Raw genomic sequence first — 18,864 nt, forward strand, 5'->3', positions numbered from 1 at the left:
AGGATTTCTCATTTTAAGTCGTAAAAAGATTTGCTCGGCTCAAATTCTAAAGATTTAAGCATTTGAATTACTTGAGCGCTTGCATTACCAGCGCCATATGGATTTGTTATTGTTTCGCCAGGAGTTTTATAGCTTCCTGTAATAGCCGATTTTATCGCTGCTGAAATAGATTCTCTTGTCGCAGTGCAGTTAAGAACACTTTTAGCCGCTAAACGACCTTTTTGTCTTATACCTATATTAACTGTAGGCACATTGAACGCAGGAACTTCAATAATTCCGCTTGATGAGTTGCCTATAACAGCCGCAGCATTTTTTACAGTGCTGAGGTAGCGCTTTTGTCCCAATGAAGGTATTGCACAAACTCTAGTTGGATATTGTTTAGCGTAGTCTTCAAGTATTGGAATTATACGACGACCGCCATCATCGGCATTGGGATATGTTAGAATAACTTGATGATCTTTAAAATTATCTAATGATTCAAGTAATGCAACAAAGCTTTGCTCTGGAGGCTCTGCACCTAAAGTTACGGGGTGATAAGTAACAAGAAAGTAAGGCTGCTTCAAATTAAAGTTTAATGAGTTGCCAATTTCATTGACACTCATAAAGTCACTTCGTGCTAAATGATCAAGACCAATTGCACCAACATTTTTAACACGGGCAGGTACTTCACCTAGCTGTATAACACGTTGGCGATACTCCTCAGTAGACGTTCCATGTAAATAGCTAAGCTTGGTAATAGCATGGCGAATCGCATCATCATATGCGCCTTCAGTTATTTCTCCACCGTGCAGGTGTAAAATAGGTATACGTAATATCATCGCAGTTTGAGCAGCGGCGAGAGCTTCGAAGCGATCACCTAAAATAACAAGCGCATCTGGCTTTAATCGACTTAAAGCGTCAGCAAAACCTAGCACACCTAACCCCATACTTTTAGCTATGCCGACTGCGGTATCTGATGATAATAGAATTTCTATTTTCTCATCTATTGTAAAGCCATCTTGCTCTATTTGTTTATAAGTTTCACCAAACTCTGATGACAGATGCATACCTGAAACTAATAGCTGTAACGTAAGCTCTGGATCATTATAAATGTCTTTTATAAGCCAATATAGGAGCCCATATTCAGCACGCGTACCTGTAAAAACAGCTATTTTTTTTGTCATTATAACTCACCTAAACTTTCAAGTGGAGAGCTTGGTATATTAACTAAATGAGCTTCAATAAACTCTGAGTGAGTTAAATCACCACGTAGCGCATTTTTAAACATAGGTAATCTATGCATTAATTGCCATATTGGTCGAGTCATTACACCTTCAGCATTAGTTTGCTTTAGGAGCTTTTCTCGCTCAGAATGATTTGGGCAAATAATTGCATTTAACCAATAATTTGATTTTGCATAGCTAGGCTCTGTTACAAATTGAAAATCAGATCCTTTAAAAAAGTCTAAATATAAGTTCGCAAGGTGTCGTTTATTATCGACAAATACTTTAAGATTTTCCATTTGCGCACATCCAAGTGCCGCGTTTAAGTTAGGCATGCGATAGTTAAAACCCGCTTCATCATGAAAAAACTCATACGGATGAGGAGCCTTAGCAGTAGTTGTTATATGTTTTGTATGCTGCCCTGACTCTAAACTTTTACATAAAACCATACCACCACCACCTGTGGTAATAATCTTATTTCCATTAAAGCTAATAGCACCAAAATCACCTAACGTACCAGTATGCTTACCTTTATAAAAAGAACCTAGACTTTCTGCAGCATCTTCTACTAAAGCAATACGCCACTCATTACACACATTGATTAGTTCATCAAGCTCAACAGGGTGCCCAAATGTATGCATTGGTACAACAGCTTGAAAACGTTGCTTTGTTTTTTTATGTATAGGTCCTGACTCGGTTAGCACTGCATGCTGCTCTAAAAATGCAGACAGTGCTTTAGGGCATAATCCCAGGTTCAAAGGTGACACATCAACAAAGGCGGGCTCTGCCCCCATGTGATGCACTGCATTACAGGTTGCTACAAAAGTTAGAGCTTGAGTAATAACGATATCGTTACTTTTAACATCTGCCATATACAATGCTACATGTAATGCTGCGGTGCCATTTACAGTAGCAACTGCTTTTGGAGTTCCGGTGTAAATTTCAATATGTTTTTCAAAGTCATCTACAAACTTACCAACACTTGAAACAAACGTACTACTAATTGTTTCTGATACATACTCTTGTTCATTCCCTGAGAAAGTTGGCGCGTGTAGAGGAATAAACTCATTCGTTTGGTAAAGATCTTTTACAAATGAAACAAGCTGTTTAGTCATAATATATCTACCTAATTACATTTTACCATCAAGGTATTTGCCGGTTTCTTTATGCCCAAAATCAGGAATCATTTTAAAGAAAAGTGAGACAATTTCGTCTTTTGTCCAAGACTTATCAGCTTTCATTTGAGTAATTTTTTCTTCAAACTCAGCAAGTAATGCTTGGTCGAAAATAGCATCATTTTTGATAATGCCTAAATTTTCAAAGCGATCCATATCCAATGTTTCACTGTCAGTAAAAAATTCTTCAAAGTCTTTTTCACCAGTGGTGTCACTTTCAGTAAATAAACAAGGCCACTTACCTTGAGTAGGTAATGTTTTTACTAGCTCGCGTGCTTCGTCTTCAGTTTTGCATAAGAAAGGTTCATAACCACGATCTTGAAGGTATTTAACAGCAATGTCTGCAAAGGTGATTAGATGCAAAGCTTCACTTAACTTTGGAAAAAAAATATCTCTATTTTCACCAAAAATACATGACATTAAACATAGCTCACCAGATTCTTGAGGTGTAACAAAGTAGCGCTTGATATCACTAGGTGCGACTATTGGTTGTTGTTTTTGTATGCGCTGATTAAAACCATGTAACAATGAGCCATCTGAAAAAGCCACGTTTGCAAATCGAGCGGTAGAAATAGCAATGTCTTCACTTTTACGCATTAAGAACATTTCCATTATACGCTTTGAAGCCCCCATCATATTAACTGGATTTGCTGCTTTATCTGTAGATACACAAAAGTATTTTTTAGCACCACAATCAATCGATTGCTGAATCGTTTTATCGGTATTAAAAACATTTACGTCAATCATACGCATTAAGGTAAATGGGTCTTTTTCACTACGAACATGCTTAAGCGCGGACAAATTCAATACATAGTCATATTTTCCGTCAGCTTTTATAAATGCATCATACTCAACTGAGCCAATATCAAGCGCGAACGTTTGAAACTCGCCCTCTATATAACCAAACGAACTACGAATATCACGCACCAACTCAACCATGTTATTTTCACTAATATCAACAACATGAAGTTTTCTAGGATTGCGTTTAAATATTTCTTTCGTGACAGCCTGTCCTATTGAACCTGCCCCCCCCAAAACTAGGAAAGTTGAGCTTGATACAGCTTTTTTAAGCTTTTCATTTGAGTCTTCAATATCATGGGAAAACAACTCTTCTGTGCGGCCTATTAGGGAAAGTAAATTGCTCACTCTGAATCCTTTGATTTATACATATTGTTTCAAAAACTATAAATTAATATATTAAAGTTACTTATTAATGGAGAATATGTTTGATTAAAAATGTGAATATTAAAAAGCCACTAGCGACTTAGCCACCTAGAGCTTCGATAATACATATTATTTTCTTAAAGCATGTTTTAATAATAAAAATAAAACGCTAAGCATTCCACCTAGAAAAACACCCAAAATAACAATTAACGCCCTCTTTGGTTTACTTTTTTCTTCAGATACTAGAGCTGGATCTATGGTCTTAAATACATATTCATCTCGCACATTTGCTAACATAATTGTTTTAGCTTGCTCTTCAATTAGTTTATATAAGATGGTTCGTATATCTGCAATGTGAGTTTTTTCTATTTGTTTAGTCAAAAAATCAGTGCTTCTATTAGCCTCTAAAACATCTCTTTCTTTCATTTCTTGGTTAATATCTTCAACTAACCATTTAGCCCACTGTTGAGCTATATAAGGTGATATATGTTCAATAGACAGAGTTACCATTCCTGTTTCTGAGTTTAAGGTTGCAGAAAAAATTTTACTAAACTCTTTATATGCTTCTTGCATTGAAGGTTTTGCTTTGTAAGGAGCTTCGACTTCTCGGAGCCACTTTCTTGATTCAAAGTTGTAAATTTCTTCATCATAGACAACTTTATTATTCATCAAGTCCCAGGATTTAATTGCCATCAACTCAGGTAAAATATTATGCTTTTGTATGAAGTCACTTGTAAATCGCCTCGAAACCAAGACCTCAAGTGCAAGCTGGCTTTTATTTGTATTTTGAGATGCTAAATTTACACCGGCTAAACTCGCTAAACCACCAAATTGCCCTGCTAGTGCTGATAGTCCACCACTTTGCTCAGACTCTGTAGGAGCTAACAATACTTCAGATGTGTATATGTTAGGTTTGTGTAAAGCATATACAATTGAAGCAACCCCGAAAAGAAATGTAACAAAAATAACAGTCCACTTCCCTTTCCATACGATAGAAAACAGTTCTCTCAAGCGTACCTCATTGTCAATTGAGTTAGCTTGAAAGAAGTTATTATCTTGATTATATGATTGTATATTTTTTGACATAAAACTTTAATATCCTAAAAGCATTGGCTGCAAATAACAGTGCTTAAATTACCTAACATATAAAAAATCAGTACATTAAAAATCAAAGACTACCAATCGCTGCAACTGCCACACCAAGCTGATAAAGAATCTGCGTTGCTGTGCTCCAAAGCGTTAGCTTGTCCATATGTCCTGCGTCCATTGGTATTACTATTGTATCGCCTGGTTCTAACTGATCAGCATTATTTGCTGCAAACCAGCCACCTGTGTTTGGTATTTTCACTGAACCATTAGCTTTAATAATGTAAATTCGATCTTCAGCCGCACGCTCTTTAAGGCCACCACTTAGCGCTATATAATCATCAACACTAACACCTGATTTATAAAGATGTGATGTTGAGTAATTAACTTCACCAATTACGCTGATTGAATCGCGCTTACTTGGTACATAAAGTGTATCACCATCTTGTAATACTAAGTTTTGTTGATTATTTACAATTAAAGGTAAATCAATTACTAAACGTCCTACGGCTTCTACACTTGCGAGGTCGTTTAACAGCTTGTTCATTTCTTCATAAGAAAGTGTGTTACTGCTTACAGAGTTTTGGAAGCTCTTAGAGGCGATGTCGCGGCGAAGCTCTGTAGATAAACGCGCTAACTGCTTTTCCTCTTGTTCTTTAATTGATGTACGGGTAAATACAGCTGCTTTTTGTTCTGCAAATTGTGAAAAACCACCCGCGCGATCAAGTAATTCAGTTAGCGTTTCACCGCGGCGTATAGTGTAAGTGCCTGGAAATTTAAGCTCACCTTTTAATTCTACTTTTACATTTTCTTGCCAATTTGGAATTGCAAAAACGTTGATGCTGTCTTTACTTTGTAATGTAATATTACTTTGAAGGTCGCCTTTCATGGCGCTTTCAAGGTCAAATCGTAAGTGTTCTATTTTAGAACCATCGCTGGCTACAATACGTGTAATTTCAGCTTGTTTTACGTAGGCAGACTCTAACAGGCCACCGGCTGCTGTTATTAAATCACTTACCTCACCACCAATCATTAGTGGATAAATACCGGGGAAAGTTACATTCCCGCTGATTTCAACTAATTGCATTGCTTGTTGCACTGATGCTTGCTGTTTAAATTTAGCAATAATTGGCGCTAACAAGTTATGGCGACTAAATAATGCATAATCCTCAGGTTTGAGTTCTTGCTCTTCTTCTTCTTTTGCTTTGCGTTTAGAAATTTCAGCAATTGTTAGTATTTTATTGTCTTCAAGAACAAGCTCTTCGTCTTCTTGATTAACACCAATATATTTTTCGAACTCTTTTTGCTCAAACTTGTGCCATTGCTCTGCTTTTTGTTGCTGCTCTTGTTGCTCTTGGCTAAGAGCCATATTTGCTAGAGCTGATTGCTCTGCTTCTTTTTCTTCAAAACGACTAAATACAACTATCTTGTCATTAGCTTTAAGTTGTAAGTTGTTTTCAGGATTTTTAATAATCGCTTGAGCAACGTCGAACTGATGTGCTTCTATATCGCCGTTTACATTTATTTCGCGGATTACGAGGCCGTAGCTTAAATCAGCTTGCGGTAGTAGGTCACCGCGTATAGATTTAAGTACATCTGAAATACGCTTGCCTTGGTACCATTGATAATTACCTGGGCGTGCTACTGCACCAATTAAGCTAATTGAATTTTGATATTGCGAGCTAACTGAATTAAAGCGAATACGGTCGCCATCTTGTGGGATATAGTTAATTTGTGGTTTTGAAAAATCGACCGAGAGTACTTCTTTACGATCGAAATTAAAGCGCTCTACAATTGCGCTTTTAGCGTATGCATTGGGTTTAAGGCCTCCGGCCATCGCTAATAACTGCTTAGCAGACTCGCCTTTTTTAAGTTCAAAAATAGCGGGACGTTTAACTGCACCTTCAACTGTTACTTGAGCGCCAACTGACGGTATAAATACTGCATCGCCCGGTTTTAATACGATGTCGTTGCTGCTATCGCCATTAATAAGTAAATCGTAAAGGTCAAAATTTGCTACAACCTTGCCTGCGCGTTTAACTTGAATATTACGAAGAGAAGCAATATCAGACACGCCACCGCTTACAAATAATGCGTGCGAAACGGTTGTTAATGATGAAACACTGTAGCTACCAGGCTTGTAAGCCTCTCCTAGCACTAAAATACGCATGCTACGAAGCTGACCAAGCGATACAAACGCTTTTACACCAATTACCTCTTGCTCTACTTTTACTTTTACTAATTCTTTAATTTCAGCAAAGGTCAAACCGGCCACTTCTACAGGGCTTAAATCTGGAATACTAATACGTCCTTCACGGTCAACTATAACTTCAAAACTGTCACTTTCTTTACCATAAAAGTTTATTTTTAATTGATCGCCAGGGCCCACAATATATGTATCTGGTACTGCGGCATTTTCGCTTGGCATAAATGTAGTTGGTTCACCTGCAAACAATTCGTAACCGTACGGCTTTAATTCGTCTGTTTTTGGTTTAAAGCGCTCTTCATCTGTAAGCTTTTCTTTTTCGGGTTCTGCGCGCTCACCAATACTATTTTGCTGCTGTGTATTATTTTGATTATTAGATTGGTTTGTACCAGTGATCGTTGCTATATCAACACCGTATTGTTTTGCGAGGGCTTCTTGTTGAGCTTTAGGTAACTTTTTAAATTGCTCAATTTGAGACGCTGTTGGCGTAAAAGCCAAAGTACTAAAACTACAAAGTAGAATAAAAGCACTAATAAATTGTGTAAAAACTTTCACGAGTAGGTATATCCCTAGGTCTACAACCAAAATTGGCCGCTATAATACCTTAATTTTAAGAAAATAAAAAAGGGACTTTCGTCCCTTTTGTCACTTTAGTGTCATTAACTTAACTACATTGGTTAAAAACTGTAAACCAACGTGAATGACGTTTCAGTGTCAGTGCTTTCTTTATCGTCAGCAACATCTGAGTTGTTAGTGACATTAAAAGCGACTTTCATTTGTAACGAGCCGTTTATTTTTGCAAGTAATGCAGTTTCAGAACGAGTTTTAGTGTTTGTATCACCGTACTCAACAGCAACTAATTGAGTAAAACGTGCATTCTCAGAAATTTGCCAGTTGTAATCTAACTTACCCAAGGCAATTACTTCGCCTTCAAATTCACCAGCAAGAGAGTTACCGTTGTCATCAACTTCAGTGCTGTCATCTGGGTATTCAAAGTATTTATAACCAGGACCAATTTCAGCACTTAGCCACATAGTTTTTTCGTTTAATAAACGTAAACCGTAACCTGCAGAAATTACTGACTCACTTCTATACGCTCCAAAATAATCTGAAACGTGTGAACCATAAATGAATAAATGAGAATGATCTTCATTTAATTTGTAATTACCTTGTGCAGAAATTGAATACTTCTCGTTAGTGCGCTGCTTGTTTTTGTCACCATTAGCATCTTCAACTTCATCTTCTTTGTAGATGCCGTCTAGCTTGTATTCGTTGTTCCAGTGTTCAAGGTTGTGCTGAACTTTAATGCCACCTTTAAGCGTGGTCGTTTCTGTATTACCACTTGTGACAATAGCACCTAATTCACTGGTAACTTCCCATGTTCTTTGTTCTGCGTCTGCAGCAAATGCGTTTGTTGCAGCAGAAGCCGCAACTAAAACTGATAAAAGCTTTAATTTCATTAAAAAATAACCTTTGTATAAATGTACATCTATTTTATTAAAGCATTACTTGTTAGAGCAAGCTAAACAGCTAAGTAATAATGTAAAAAATTTTCATGCAGCAAATACCGCATGAAAATTTTATGTTTAATAGCTCTTTAGCACTATAACAATTAAAGATAACTTTAATTAAATAACTATTTAAAATTAGTCTTGCTTGTGAAAGTGAACATCCATTTGTGGAAATGGGATAGTAATATCTGCATCATCTAATGCGATTTTAATATTTTCCATTAATGACCAGTAAGTAGGCCAATAATCAGCAGCGTTAACCCAAGGACGAACAATAAAGTTAACACTTGAATCGCCTAACTCATTTACAGATACATTGTAAGCTGGATCTTTAAGTATGCGTGTTTCTGCATCTAATACAGATTTTAATACTTCTTTTGCGTGACGTAAATCAGCATCGTAGCCAACACCAATAACTAAATCGATACGACGAGTAGACTCTCGTGAGAAGTTAGTAATAGCACCAGACATTATTTGAGAGTTTGGTACGATAATTACTTTATTATCTGGAGTACGTAGTTCAGTTGAGAATATTTCGATTTTTTTAACCGTACCCATTTTATTACCTGCTTCAACAAAGTCACCAGACTTAAATGGACGAAGTAAAATAATAAGTACGCCTGATGCGAAGTTAGATAATGAACCTTGCAATGCTAAACCAACAGCTAAGCCGGCAGCACCTAAAATAGCAATGAACGAAGTTGTTTCAATGCCAATTTGCGAAAGTGCCATTAAAATAGTTACAGCAAATACAAGTGTGTACACAATACTTGAAACAAATGAACCGACAGCTTTATCTACTTTCTTTTTAGCAAAACCTTTTTCAGTTAAGTTAGAACAAAACTTAGCAACACGACTACCAAGTAAAAAGATAACAAGCGCAACAACAGCTTGTATACCGTAGTGTAAAATTAGGCCTGAGTTATCGTTAAGCCAATTAAGTACTGAATCCATATTTACTCCAAATGTTTTTTATTAAGCGTTTTCGGGCATTATTATACATTAATTTACAATTTATTCTCATGAAATAATGAATTAATACTATTAAATGCAAGTATATTCTATTTTTTAGAGGCATTTATGCGATAAAACATAGCCTACTTTGAAAAAATATTAACGACTAAATACTAATTATATTTGCCTGATTTAAATTATTTTAATTTATTTCACTTTTGGGCTTCACAACAATTATTATTTTATGTATTATGCGCGCCACACCAAACAAGGTGTGTCTAGTGGCGGTTGTAGCTCAGTTGGTAGAGCCCCGGATTGTGATTCCGGTTGTCGCGGGTTCAAGCCCCGTCAATCGCCCCACTTTTTTCCTAGTAAGCCTTCATATTTATACCCTATCTTTACTCTGTAATATAAACTCTAATACCTCCTAATATATTAACCTTGCAACACAATTATTAATACTCTAGTTAAACCCACTAATTTACAAATCTCGCGCTGCGATTAAATCATCCCTAGATAAAAAATTTCAATCCACAAAGATCAACACGCCCTAATTAGTAATAATATTTAATAAACAAGTATTTAATACCAATTCGCTTAATTAAGTGATCTATTTTGAGGATGGAAAAACATGTTGATAGCTTGGCAAAAAATTCGCTATTTAGTTGTTCTCGGCAATTGCTCCTGCATTGCTCTACCTTCTGCATCCATGCAGTCGTAAATGAGAATTTTTTAACACAGGTAGCGGCACGTTTAGCCCCGCAAAATGATTAAGTATTATCGCGGATTGGTATAACTCGTTACTTATCTACAATTAATTAACCAATGTGACTGTATTAACTATACTTAGCTACAAAAAGTGGTAGGTTTCTAATGTTGGCATCACTTTTTACTAAACATCAAACTTCTACTGGGATATAAAATTAAGCATGATTAAACAGGTTTTAGGAAATTTACTGTGTAGTTGTTTAGCTGTAATGAGCTTTAACTCATTGGCTCAAAGCAATGATGAATACAATAAGCTATTGATTGAGCTTCAAAAATTAGTTTCTGAAAAAAAATACACTCAGGCTTATCAAAAAAGTAATAGTGAATATCAGTACCTAGGCGAACCCGTATACGACTTTTTATTAGGGGTCAGTGCACTTAAAACAGGGCATGCGGCGCCAGCTGTATTTGCCTTTGAGCGCGTGGTTGAAAATAATCCTAGATGGTATGAAGCTCGCTTGTACTTAGTTCGTGCTTATTTAACAGTTAATAATTTACCTGCTGCCGATACTCAAGCTTTAATACTAATTAACTCACCTGACACACCTAATAATATAAAGTCTTCTGCACAGTCATTGCTAGAAACTGCTGCACTTAAGCAACAAGAGGCTGGACGCTCTTATAAACAAAATATTGAGCTTGCCCTTGGCGTAGATGGCAACGTAAACGCAGGTACTGCAGAAAATACGATTATAATTCCTAATATTGGTGAGTTTTTGTTATCGCCAGAAAGTAAAAGTACGCAGGACAACTATGCACGACTTAATTACAGAGGAAAGTACTCTCACCCTATTGATCAAAAAAGCTTAATCACTTTAAGTATTGATACCGGGTGGTACAAGTTTGAAGAACTCAGTCAATACGATCGTATAAATGCGCACATTAATGCCGCCTATCAATATAAACAAAATGACATAAGTTGGTTTGCACGAGTTGCTACCACTCCGTTGATGCTTAATGGCGAACTTTATCGTACTGAATCAGCTTTAACGGCCGGAGCTAATTTTACGCTAAATAAACAAGTTAATTTATTTAGCTCTTTGACTGCGGGTGTTTTAAACAATAGATTTGATGAAAAGCTCGATAACTCATTTTATGCGATGAATGCAGGTGCTAGCTATGCAGCTAAGAATTGGTTTCAAAGCTTAAGCATTAACGCTAAAAGCGAGGAAGCGGACATTACTGAAGGTGAATTTAATAGCCGTAATATTACGAGCTTGTACTACCAAGTGAATACTCAGTTGGCTCAACATTGGCAGTTGTTATCTCTTGCTGGATACCAATGGATTAATTATAAAGATGATCACCCTTTATTTTTACAAGAACGTGCCGATAACCTCTTTATGTTCTCAACTTCTGTTCGCTACTTAGTTAATCGCGATTTAGCCATACAGTTGGCTGCCAACTATCAAGATAAATCCAGTAATATTTCTTTATTCGAATATGACCGTTTAGATATAAATTTAAGCGCTTCTTACTCATTTTAATTTAAGGTATTTATGAAACATTTACTCCCTGTAATTACCACTTTACTTTGTGTAAGTTTTTATACACAAGCAAACGACCCTGCTGGTAAAACTATTTTAGCACGAGGCTCTGTACTCGCGGTTGATGGAAGCAATGAACAACAACGACAGTTGCAGCGCAGAGATACTGTTTTTGGCGTAGATCGCATTACGACTGGAGAGAAAAGCAAAGCGCAATTTTCGATGTTGGATGGTGGCTTAATAGCCTTAAAAGAAAACTCAGTATTAAATATTGCTAACTACGAATTTAATGACAATACCCAACAAGGCTCTGCTTCTATTGAGTTACTTAAAGGCGGTTTGCGCTCTATTTCCGGCGTAATTAAAAAAAATGGCGGCTCTTATAGTGTAAAAACTCCCGTAGGCTCTATTGGTATACGCGGAACGCATTTTGAAGTTCAACTGGTTAAAGGCGATGTATTTTTAGCGGTATGGGATGGCGCAATAGATTTAACGTTAGAAAATAATAACGTGGTTTCTTTGGGTGATAACGAAGCATTTTCGTTTGCACAAATTACAGCCACTGGTGAAGTCTTTAAAACAACACGTGCGGCACGTGTGTTTGATCAAAATATAGTAGCAATTGATCCTAAAGGCGACAACGAAGAAGAAACTGAACAAGCATCGGTAACTGAAGTTGAAGTAAATACTTTTGAAGCAGATACAGGTGTTATGGATATATATTCTGAACAACAATTTCAAACTGTTAGCAGCGCATCTTTAGTCGATCAAATAGCTCAGCGCCAAGGTGTATTTAACTATGAGGCATCAAGCTTTAATGTAAATTCGAGTGTGGGTGCTGTTACTGACTTTGCTATGACTATGGCAGTTGATTTTGATAATGGCACCGTGCCTGATGGCGAAATTAGTTTTAATGACGCCGGTGGAAATTGGTATGCAGCTTACAGCGGCTTAATAAATTTAAGCGAACTTGAGCTGGCCGTTACATTTGCATCCCATGGTAACAATAAAGCCGAGGGCGATGTTGATGCAATATTTTTGAATGACTTAGACAACATTACTGGCAACTTTAATCTTAACGAAATAAATAATCCTGATGTAAATGCTAGCGGTTCTTTTAAATTAGAACCATAAACACATTGGATACAAAGCTTTTATTGTGGAGTATTTAAAATGACAGCAAAAAATATATTTTTGCTTGGTTCTATGGTGTTTTTGTTAAGTGCCTGTGGAGGCTCAGAAGAAAGCCCCACTCAAGAGGCAATACAATCACCTACGGCTGAAGTAATACCGCCAACGGTGACTAGCTATATAAATTTGGCTGGTGTTATAGCGAGTAATCAAACCAAGAGTACAAAAGTTTTAGGTGCTGTCACTTCAAGTAGAGGAGTTGTTGGAGCAAGTTTAGCAAATACTCGCGCTAATATTGTTTTTCCACAAACAAACGACACCGTACAAGGTAATGTTTCTTTTTTACTTGAAGCTTCGGATACTGATGGCATTGCTGAAGTTAATTTAGTGCTCCCTAGTGTTAATAAAAGCATATCACTGTGTTCTTCTGATTGTGGTGTTGGCTACGAAAAGTCAATTATAGGCCTCAGCCCTGCGCTTTATGGCGTAACTCCAGGGGAAATACGTCTTGAAATATGGATAACTGACACTTTAAATAATCAAGCACTTGCTGATGCAATCACTTTTAACTGGCAACCATATCAAATTGAAGGTGTTACAGCACAACGAGACGAAGATAATATTAATCTTTCGTGGCAAGCCAACCCCGAACTTAATCGTTACAACGTTTATGTTGCAACTCAAGCTGGAGTCTCATCTACTAATATTAATGAATTAGAGAATGGGCAACAATTTTTAAGTATTCAAGATACTGCATTAAGCATTACCGAGTCACTTACAGATAAAAGTTACCAAGTACTTATTACCGGTGTTGATGGCAGTGGTGAAAGTGGTTTTGCTAATATAATAAACATAGCACCAGTGGGTGGAGAGCTTGCATTTGCACCAGAGGCAAATGTCGATCAGTTTCAGATAAATGAAGATCAAACTCTGCAAGGTAACGTTCTAACGAATGATACGAATCAATACAGTGGTGATTTACGTGTAAATGCAGATGCATTAATTCTACCGCAGCATGGCACTCTTAATATAAATGAAAAAGGGGATTTTACTTATATCCCTATTGCAAACTTTAATGGTGAAGATGCCTTTAGCTATCAAGTTGCTAACGAGCTAGGTATGACAGATACCGCAGTTGTAGAGATAACCATTTTAGCTGTTAACGACGCTCCTATTGCGCTTGATAATACTTACAGCATTACAAACAATGGAACCTTAGTTGTCCTATCGCCAGGCTTACTCATAAACGATAGCGATATAGACTTAGATGACTTAACTGTTGATACAACGCCGGTTAGCGAACCAACAAGAGGACAATTAACCCTTTTTGATAATGGTGGCTTTGAATACCAAGGCGAGCAAAATATGCAAGGCCAAGACAGCTTTCAGTATAGAGTTGTTGATGCACAAGGTGCTCAGGCTATTGCAAATGTAACAATTGTAAGTTCAAACACTAACGTAGCCCCTGTAACAAAAAAAGATAGCTATAGTTTAAGCGAAGATGAAACACTTGTGGTTACAGCTGCCAATGGTGTGCTTAGTAACGATACTGACCCAAATAATGACAGTTTTTCAGTTGATGAAACGTTTATGGTGGCACCCACACATGGCCAACTATTATTAGCAACTGATGGCAGCTTTAGTTATGTGCCGGATGCTAATTTTAATGGTGTTGATCAATTTCAATACCAAGCTATAGACTCATTAGGTGCAACCTCTTCAGCCACAGTAACTTTAGTAATAAACAGCGAACCCGATAACCCTGTTGCACAAAATGATGCCTATCAATTTAGCAAAAATAAACTATTTGAAGTAACAGTACAAAATGGCTTGTTAATTAACGACTTTAATATTGAGGCTGGCGATTTATCAGTTAATACCACGGCAATTAATACAACTAAAAATGGGGAACTTACATTAAATGCTGATGGCTCGTTTACCTATCAGCCAGACTTAGGTTTTATTGGTGTAGATAGCTTTACCTATTCAATTTCAAATGAGCAAGGTTTAACTGCAACAGCTCAAGTAACCTTAAGTGAAAGCGGCGTTAATACTTTTCCAGAAGCCAATGACGATCAATATACGTTAGACGAAGACAGCTCTGCATCTTTATTAGATGTGCTAGCTAACGACACTGATGCAGATGGCGATACAATTACTATTTCTAATATAGAAAATACTGCTGGTGAAGCGACTATTGTCGCCGGAAAAATACAGTTTACTCCACCAGCAAATTTTTCAGGTGAGATAGTACTAACTTACACCATTACTGATGGTTATAGCACTGGTAATGAAGGTATAAACGACAGAACAGCAAGTGTGACGATTACCATTACACCTGTTAATGATGCCCCTACTGCAAATGCTGATTCAGTAACGATGAACGAAGATGCTCCTGCGTTATTAGTTAACGTATTAGCTAACGACTCCGACATTGATGGCGATACTCTTGTGATAACAGCTGCTACTGCAGATATAGGTTCTGCATCTGTTGTTGATAATAAAATCCAATATACGCCTACTGCTAATACAAATGGAACAGCAATTATTAACTACACAATAAATGATGGGAACGGCGGTACTGCAACTACTAACTTAACAATTACTATTACTCCCGTAAACGATGCTCCAATAGCAAACGCAGACTCAGCTACAATAGATGAAGATGCAGCGCCAATACTAATAAATGTATTAGCAAATGACTCAGACGTGGATGGCGACAGCCTTGCCATAAGCGCAGCATCAGCTGATATTGGCTCTGTATCAGTGGTTGGCAATCAAATTCAATATACACCGGCAGCCGACGACAACGGCTTAGCAACAGTTACTTATACTGTAAGCGATAGCAACGGCGGCGCCAGTACAGCAACGTTAACTATCACTATTACTCCCGTAAACGATGCTCCAATTGTAAACGCAGACTCAGCTACAATAGATGAAGATGCAGCGCCAATACTAATAAACGTATTGGTAAATGACTCTGACGCGGATGGCAACAGCCTTACCATAAGCGCAGCATCAGCTAATATTGGCTCTGTATCAGTGCTTAGCAATCAAATTCAATACACACCGGAAGCCGACGACAACGGCTTAGCAACAGTTACTTATACTGTAAGTGATAGCAACGGCGGTGCCAGTACAACAACGTTAACTATCACTATTATACCTGTAAATGATGCTCCAATAGCAAATGCTGACACGGCAACGATGGATGAAGATGCAGCACCGCTACTCATTGATGTGTTGATTAATGATTTAGACGCTGATAGTGATAGCCTAAGCATAACAGCAGCGTCAGCCGATAGCGGTTCAGTATCCGTTATTGATAACAAACTACAGTACACACCGGCTGTAAATACCAACGGTATTGTTGTTGTCAGTTATACTGTTGATGATGGGAATAACGCTACAGATACTGGTAGTTTGTCAATTACGATTGCTCCTATTAACGATGCTCCAGTTGCGTCAAACCAAGGTTTTAATATTAGCGAAAACGCAACCGATGGCGACACTATTGGGACTGTTAGTGCCTCAGACATTGAGAACCAAAATTTAAGTTACACCATACTCAGTGGTGCCCCCATATTCGAAATAAATAATGATTCTGGCTTATTAACTGTAAAAGGTGAAAGCCCGTTTGATTTTGAAACAACTCCTCAGTACATATTGAGCCTAGCTATTACTGACGACGGTACGCCTAACGAAACAACTCCTATTAATATAATAATTGATGTCACTGATGATGCGGAGCCTCTAGTTCCTGTTGAAGATGAAACATTTGGTCGCCCTATAACAGGTGAACTTGAGCTTTCTGGAGTTTTTTCAAGCGGTGAATTTAATGACAGTATTGAGCTAAATAATAACCTTTACTTTGTAGGTTTTAGTAATAACAGCGACAAAGATATTGTTATTGCATCGTATACAACGAGTGGTGTGATAAATACAGCATTTAATGGTGATGGCGTTAAAGTATTAGATTTAGAAAATGATGAACAAGCAACAGCTATCATCTCTGATGGTACAAGCCTCTTTGTTGCTTACACTAGTTTTGATGGCACAAATACCGAAGCATGTTTGTTGAAAATGAATACCGCTGGCGTATTAAGTAATAACTCTGGAGATAATAATTCAGGTATTCACTGTACCGCATTAGCAAGCACCCTCGTGATTAATGACCTTGAATTTAGCGACAATAAAATTCAGGCTGTTGGTAAGTCATTTAATGGTAACGACAGCGATAGCTTATGGATAAAATACGATATATCTACGCTCGCTTATGAAGCCGGAAGCCCTAAAATTGTCGATGTGAGCGGCGCTAGTAGAGATGACGAAGCGTTTGCTATTAAAAACTTTAATAGCTCTGATCTTATGGTTGTTGGCAGTGTCACAAGTGCAACTGGCGATAAAGACATACTTATACGTTATTTAATTTCTGATGGTGAAAACAATGGAAGTTTTAATGGTAGCGCAGCATTATCGCTCGACTTGTCCAAGAATAATAAAGATGACGAACTATTTGCAATTGGCGGCGCTAAAAACACCGACTTTACAGCTTTTGTAGGTGGTTACATAACTCGTAATAGTGGTGAAAAAGAAGCCGTGGTTTTGGCTATTGATAAAACGGGTACTCTTATAACGAGTTTTGGTGATGCAGGTACTGCTATTTACGATATTGATGGTAATGGCGGAAGTGGAAATGGTGGGGCGGATATAACCGGCATAAAATACGAACCTATAAAAAATGAAATTATTTTGTCAGGCACAACTGGGATTTCAGCTACTGAAAAGTTATTTTCTGCTCGAATTCTAACTGCTGATGGTTCACTTGATAGTGCTTATGGCACATCTGGAATTAATATTATTTCGGGTATTAATGGCAAACAATTTGCAAAAGCAGCAACTATAGATGCGAATGATACAGTATGGGTATCGGGTGTTATTGACGACTCAACCACTAAACCATTTGTTGCAGCAATTGACGAGCAAGCCACATTATTCAGTAACTTTGCAGACGTTGGTTATCTTGCTTTTGATACTATAAGCGCAGAATCTGACGATCAATCAATGCACGTTTTACAACTGAGCAATGGCCCTCATGCCGGTAAGTATATTCTTGCATCAACGGCTAAATCGAACTCAATTACTAAGTTAGTATTAACACGCTTTACGAGTACGGGTGCTATAGATACTAGCTTTAGCGAAAGTGGTCATAAAGAAATTGCCATAGATTTGAGCGTACCTAATATAGCGTTGGTTGAACACAATAGCGGCAGCTTATTAATTGCGGGATCTAAAAGCAAAACTGACGGTGAAGAGGGCTTTATAGCTAAAGTTGATCAAAATGGTGATTTAGATACCTCATTCGCCAGTGATGGTATTTACTCTACTTCTATTTCAGGTGCTGAAAAGCTTAACTTAACTGATTTAGCACTACATGATGGCAACGTTGTAGCAGTTGGCTCTGTAGTTATAGCCGATACTCCTAGTTCGTTTATCATGATGCTAGATTCTGACGGTACACTTGACGATGACTTTGGTAGCAATGGAAAAGTTATAGGAACACCTTTTGAATATTATGAAAGTGTTTTTATCAGTGATGATAGTATTTTTATTGGTGGTAAATCTGTATCAGGTGCCAGTTCAGAATTAATCGCATTAAAGCTCGACTCTGACGGTGAGCAAGCCTACAAATACATAGGTGAAACAACCACTGATACCGAGAATAAAATGGTAAAAGTTTTAGTCGACGAATCAAATAAATTATATTTAATTGCAAACGTTGTAGATACGCCTAATAAAGCCAGTATTACGCGATTACTCGCATCCGGAGTAATTGATGACAGCTACCCTTTAGGCCAATATATATTAGCTTCAACGGGAGATACCGAAGTAAAAAATGCCGTTTTTGATACCAACAACAATATTGTTTTAGTTGGTATGAGCAACAATAAAGGAATGTTAGCGCGCATTTTAACTGACGGTACTTTAGATAATACGTTTGGAGCCAGTGGTGCCGGATTTTATGAAGCCAGCCAATGTGTCAGTACGCATGTGTTTACTTCAATCATTCTGCAAAATGATACCCAAGTTGTTGTAAGTACCACCTGTAATGACACTAACTCTAACAATGTTAGTATTTCTAAATTCAATTTTGAAGCAGATGGAGCTTAGCCTTAAATT

Annotated in this window: 10 protein-coding genes and 1 tRNA gene; 4 read left to right on the forward strand and 7 right to left on the reverse strand. The window is 37.4% G+C overall.

Annotated features, from left to right (window positions below; genetic code table 11):
* Positions 1–8 precede the first annotated feature (8 nt).
* The 7 genes from neuC to H5089_RS09810 form a co-directional block, all read right to left on the reverse strand.
* Positions 9–1,163 carry a UDP-N-acetylglucosamine 2-epimerase gene (gene neuC, locus H5089_RS09780; protein WP_182712117.1) on the reverse strand — a complete coding sequence of 385 codons (1,155 nt, stop codon included), beginning with the start codon at positions 1,161–1,163 and terminating at the stop codon, positions 9–11.
* Entirely contained in the window at positions 1,163–2,317 is a 1,155-nt protein-coding gene (locus tag H5089_RS09785; RefSeq protein WP_182694790.1) for a LegC family aminotransferase, read from the reverse strand. Before H5089_RS09785 ends, neuC begins: the two co-directional genes overlap by 1 nt.
* Positions 2,318–2,332: 15 nt before the next feature.
* The gene (locus H5089_RS09790; RefSeq protein ID WP_182712118.1) at positions 2,333–3,523 is read right to left on the reverse strand and encodes a UDP-N-acetylglucosamine 4,6-dehydratase; all 1,191 of its coding nucleotides are present in this window, start codon (positions 3,521–3,523) and stop codon (positions 2,333–2,335) included.
* A gap of 147 nt (positions 3,524–3,670) precedes the next feature.
* Positions 3,671–4,627, reverse strand: a complete 957-nt coding sequence (locus H5089_RS09795) for a Wzz/FepE/Etk N-terminal domain-containing protein (protein ID WP_182694792.1) — start codon at positions 4,625–4,627, stop codon at positions 3,671–3,673.
* A gap of 82 nt (positions 4,628–4,709) precedes the next feature.
* A complete protein-coding gene (locus H5089_RS09800) occupies positions 4,710–7,388 on the reverse strand; it encodes an SLBB domain-containing protein (protein ID WP_182712119.1) in 2,679 nt (892 codons plus the stop codon).
* A gap of 122 nt (positions 7,389–7,510) precedes the next feature.
* Positions 7,511–8,293, reverse strand: a complete 783-nt coding sequence (locus tag H5089_RS09805) for a YdiY family protein (RefSeq protein WP_024596589.1) — start codon at positions 8,291–8,293, stop codon at positions 7,511–7,513.
* A gap of 186 nt (positions 8,294–8,479) precedes the next feature.
* The gene (locus H5089_RS09810) at positions 8,480–9,298 is read right to left on the reverse strand and encodes a mechanosensitive ion channel family protein (protein ID WP_002958438.1); all 819 of its coding nucleotides are present in this window, start codon (positions 9,296–9,298) and stop codon (positions 8,480–8,482) included.
* Positions 9,299–9,582: 284 nt separating this feature from the next.
* Here H5089_RS09810 and H5089_RS09815 point away from each other — a divergent pair.
* From H5089_RS09815 to H5089_RS09830, 4 genes are all read left to right on the forward strand, one after another.
* Positions 9,583–9,658 (forward strand) — tRNA-His (locus H5089_RS09815).
* Between the two features lie 569 nt (positions 9,659–10,227).
* A complete protein-coding gene (locus tag H5089_RS09820; protein WP_182712120.1) occupies positions 10,228–11,553 on the forward strand; it encodes a surface lipoprotein assembly modifier in 1,326 nt (441 codons plus the stop codon).
* 12 nt (positions 11,554–11,565) lie between these two features.
* Positions 11,566–12,687, forward strand: coding sequence for a FecR domain-containing protein (locus H5089_RS09825; protein WP_182712121.1), 1,122 nt, complete (start codon positions 11,566–11,568; stop codon positions 12,685–12,687).
* Positions 12,688–12,726: 39 nt separating this feature from the next.
* Positions 12,727–18,855, forward strand: coding sequence for an Ig-like domain-containing protein (locus H5089_RS09830; protein WP_182712122.1), 6,129 nt, complete (start codon positions 12,727–12,729; stop codon positions 18,853–18,855).
* Positions 18,856–18,864 lie beyond the last annotated feature (9 nt).

Origin of the sequence: Pseudoalteromonas sp. SR45-1, assembly GCF_014163655.1 — a bacterium.
Classification (GTDB): Bacteria; Pseudomonadota; Gammaproteobacteria; order Enterobacterales; family Alteromonadaceae; genus Pseudoalteromonas; species Pseudoalteromonas distincta.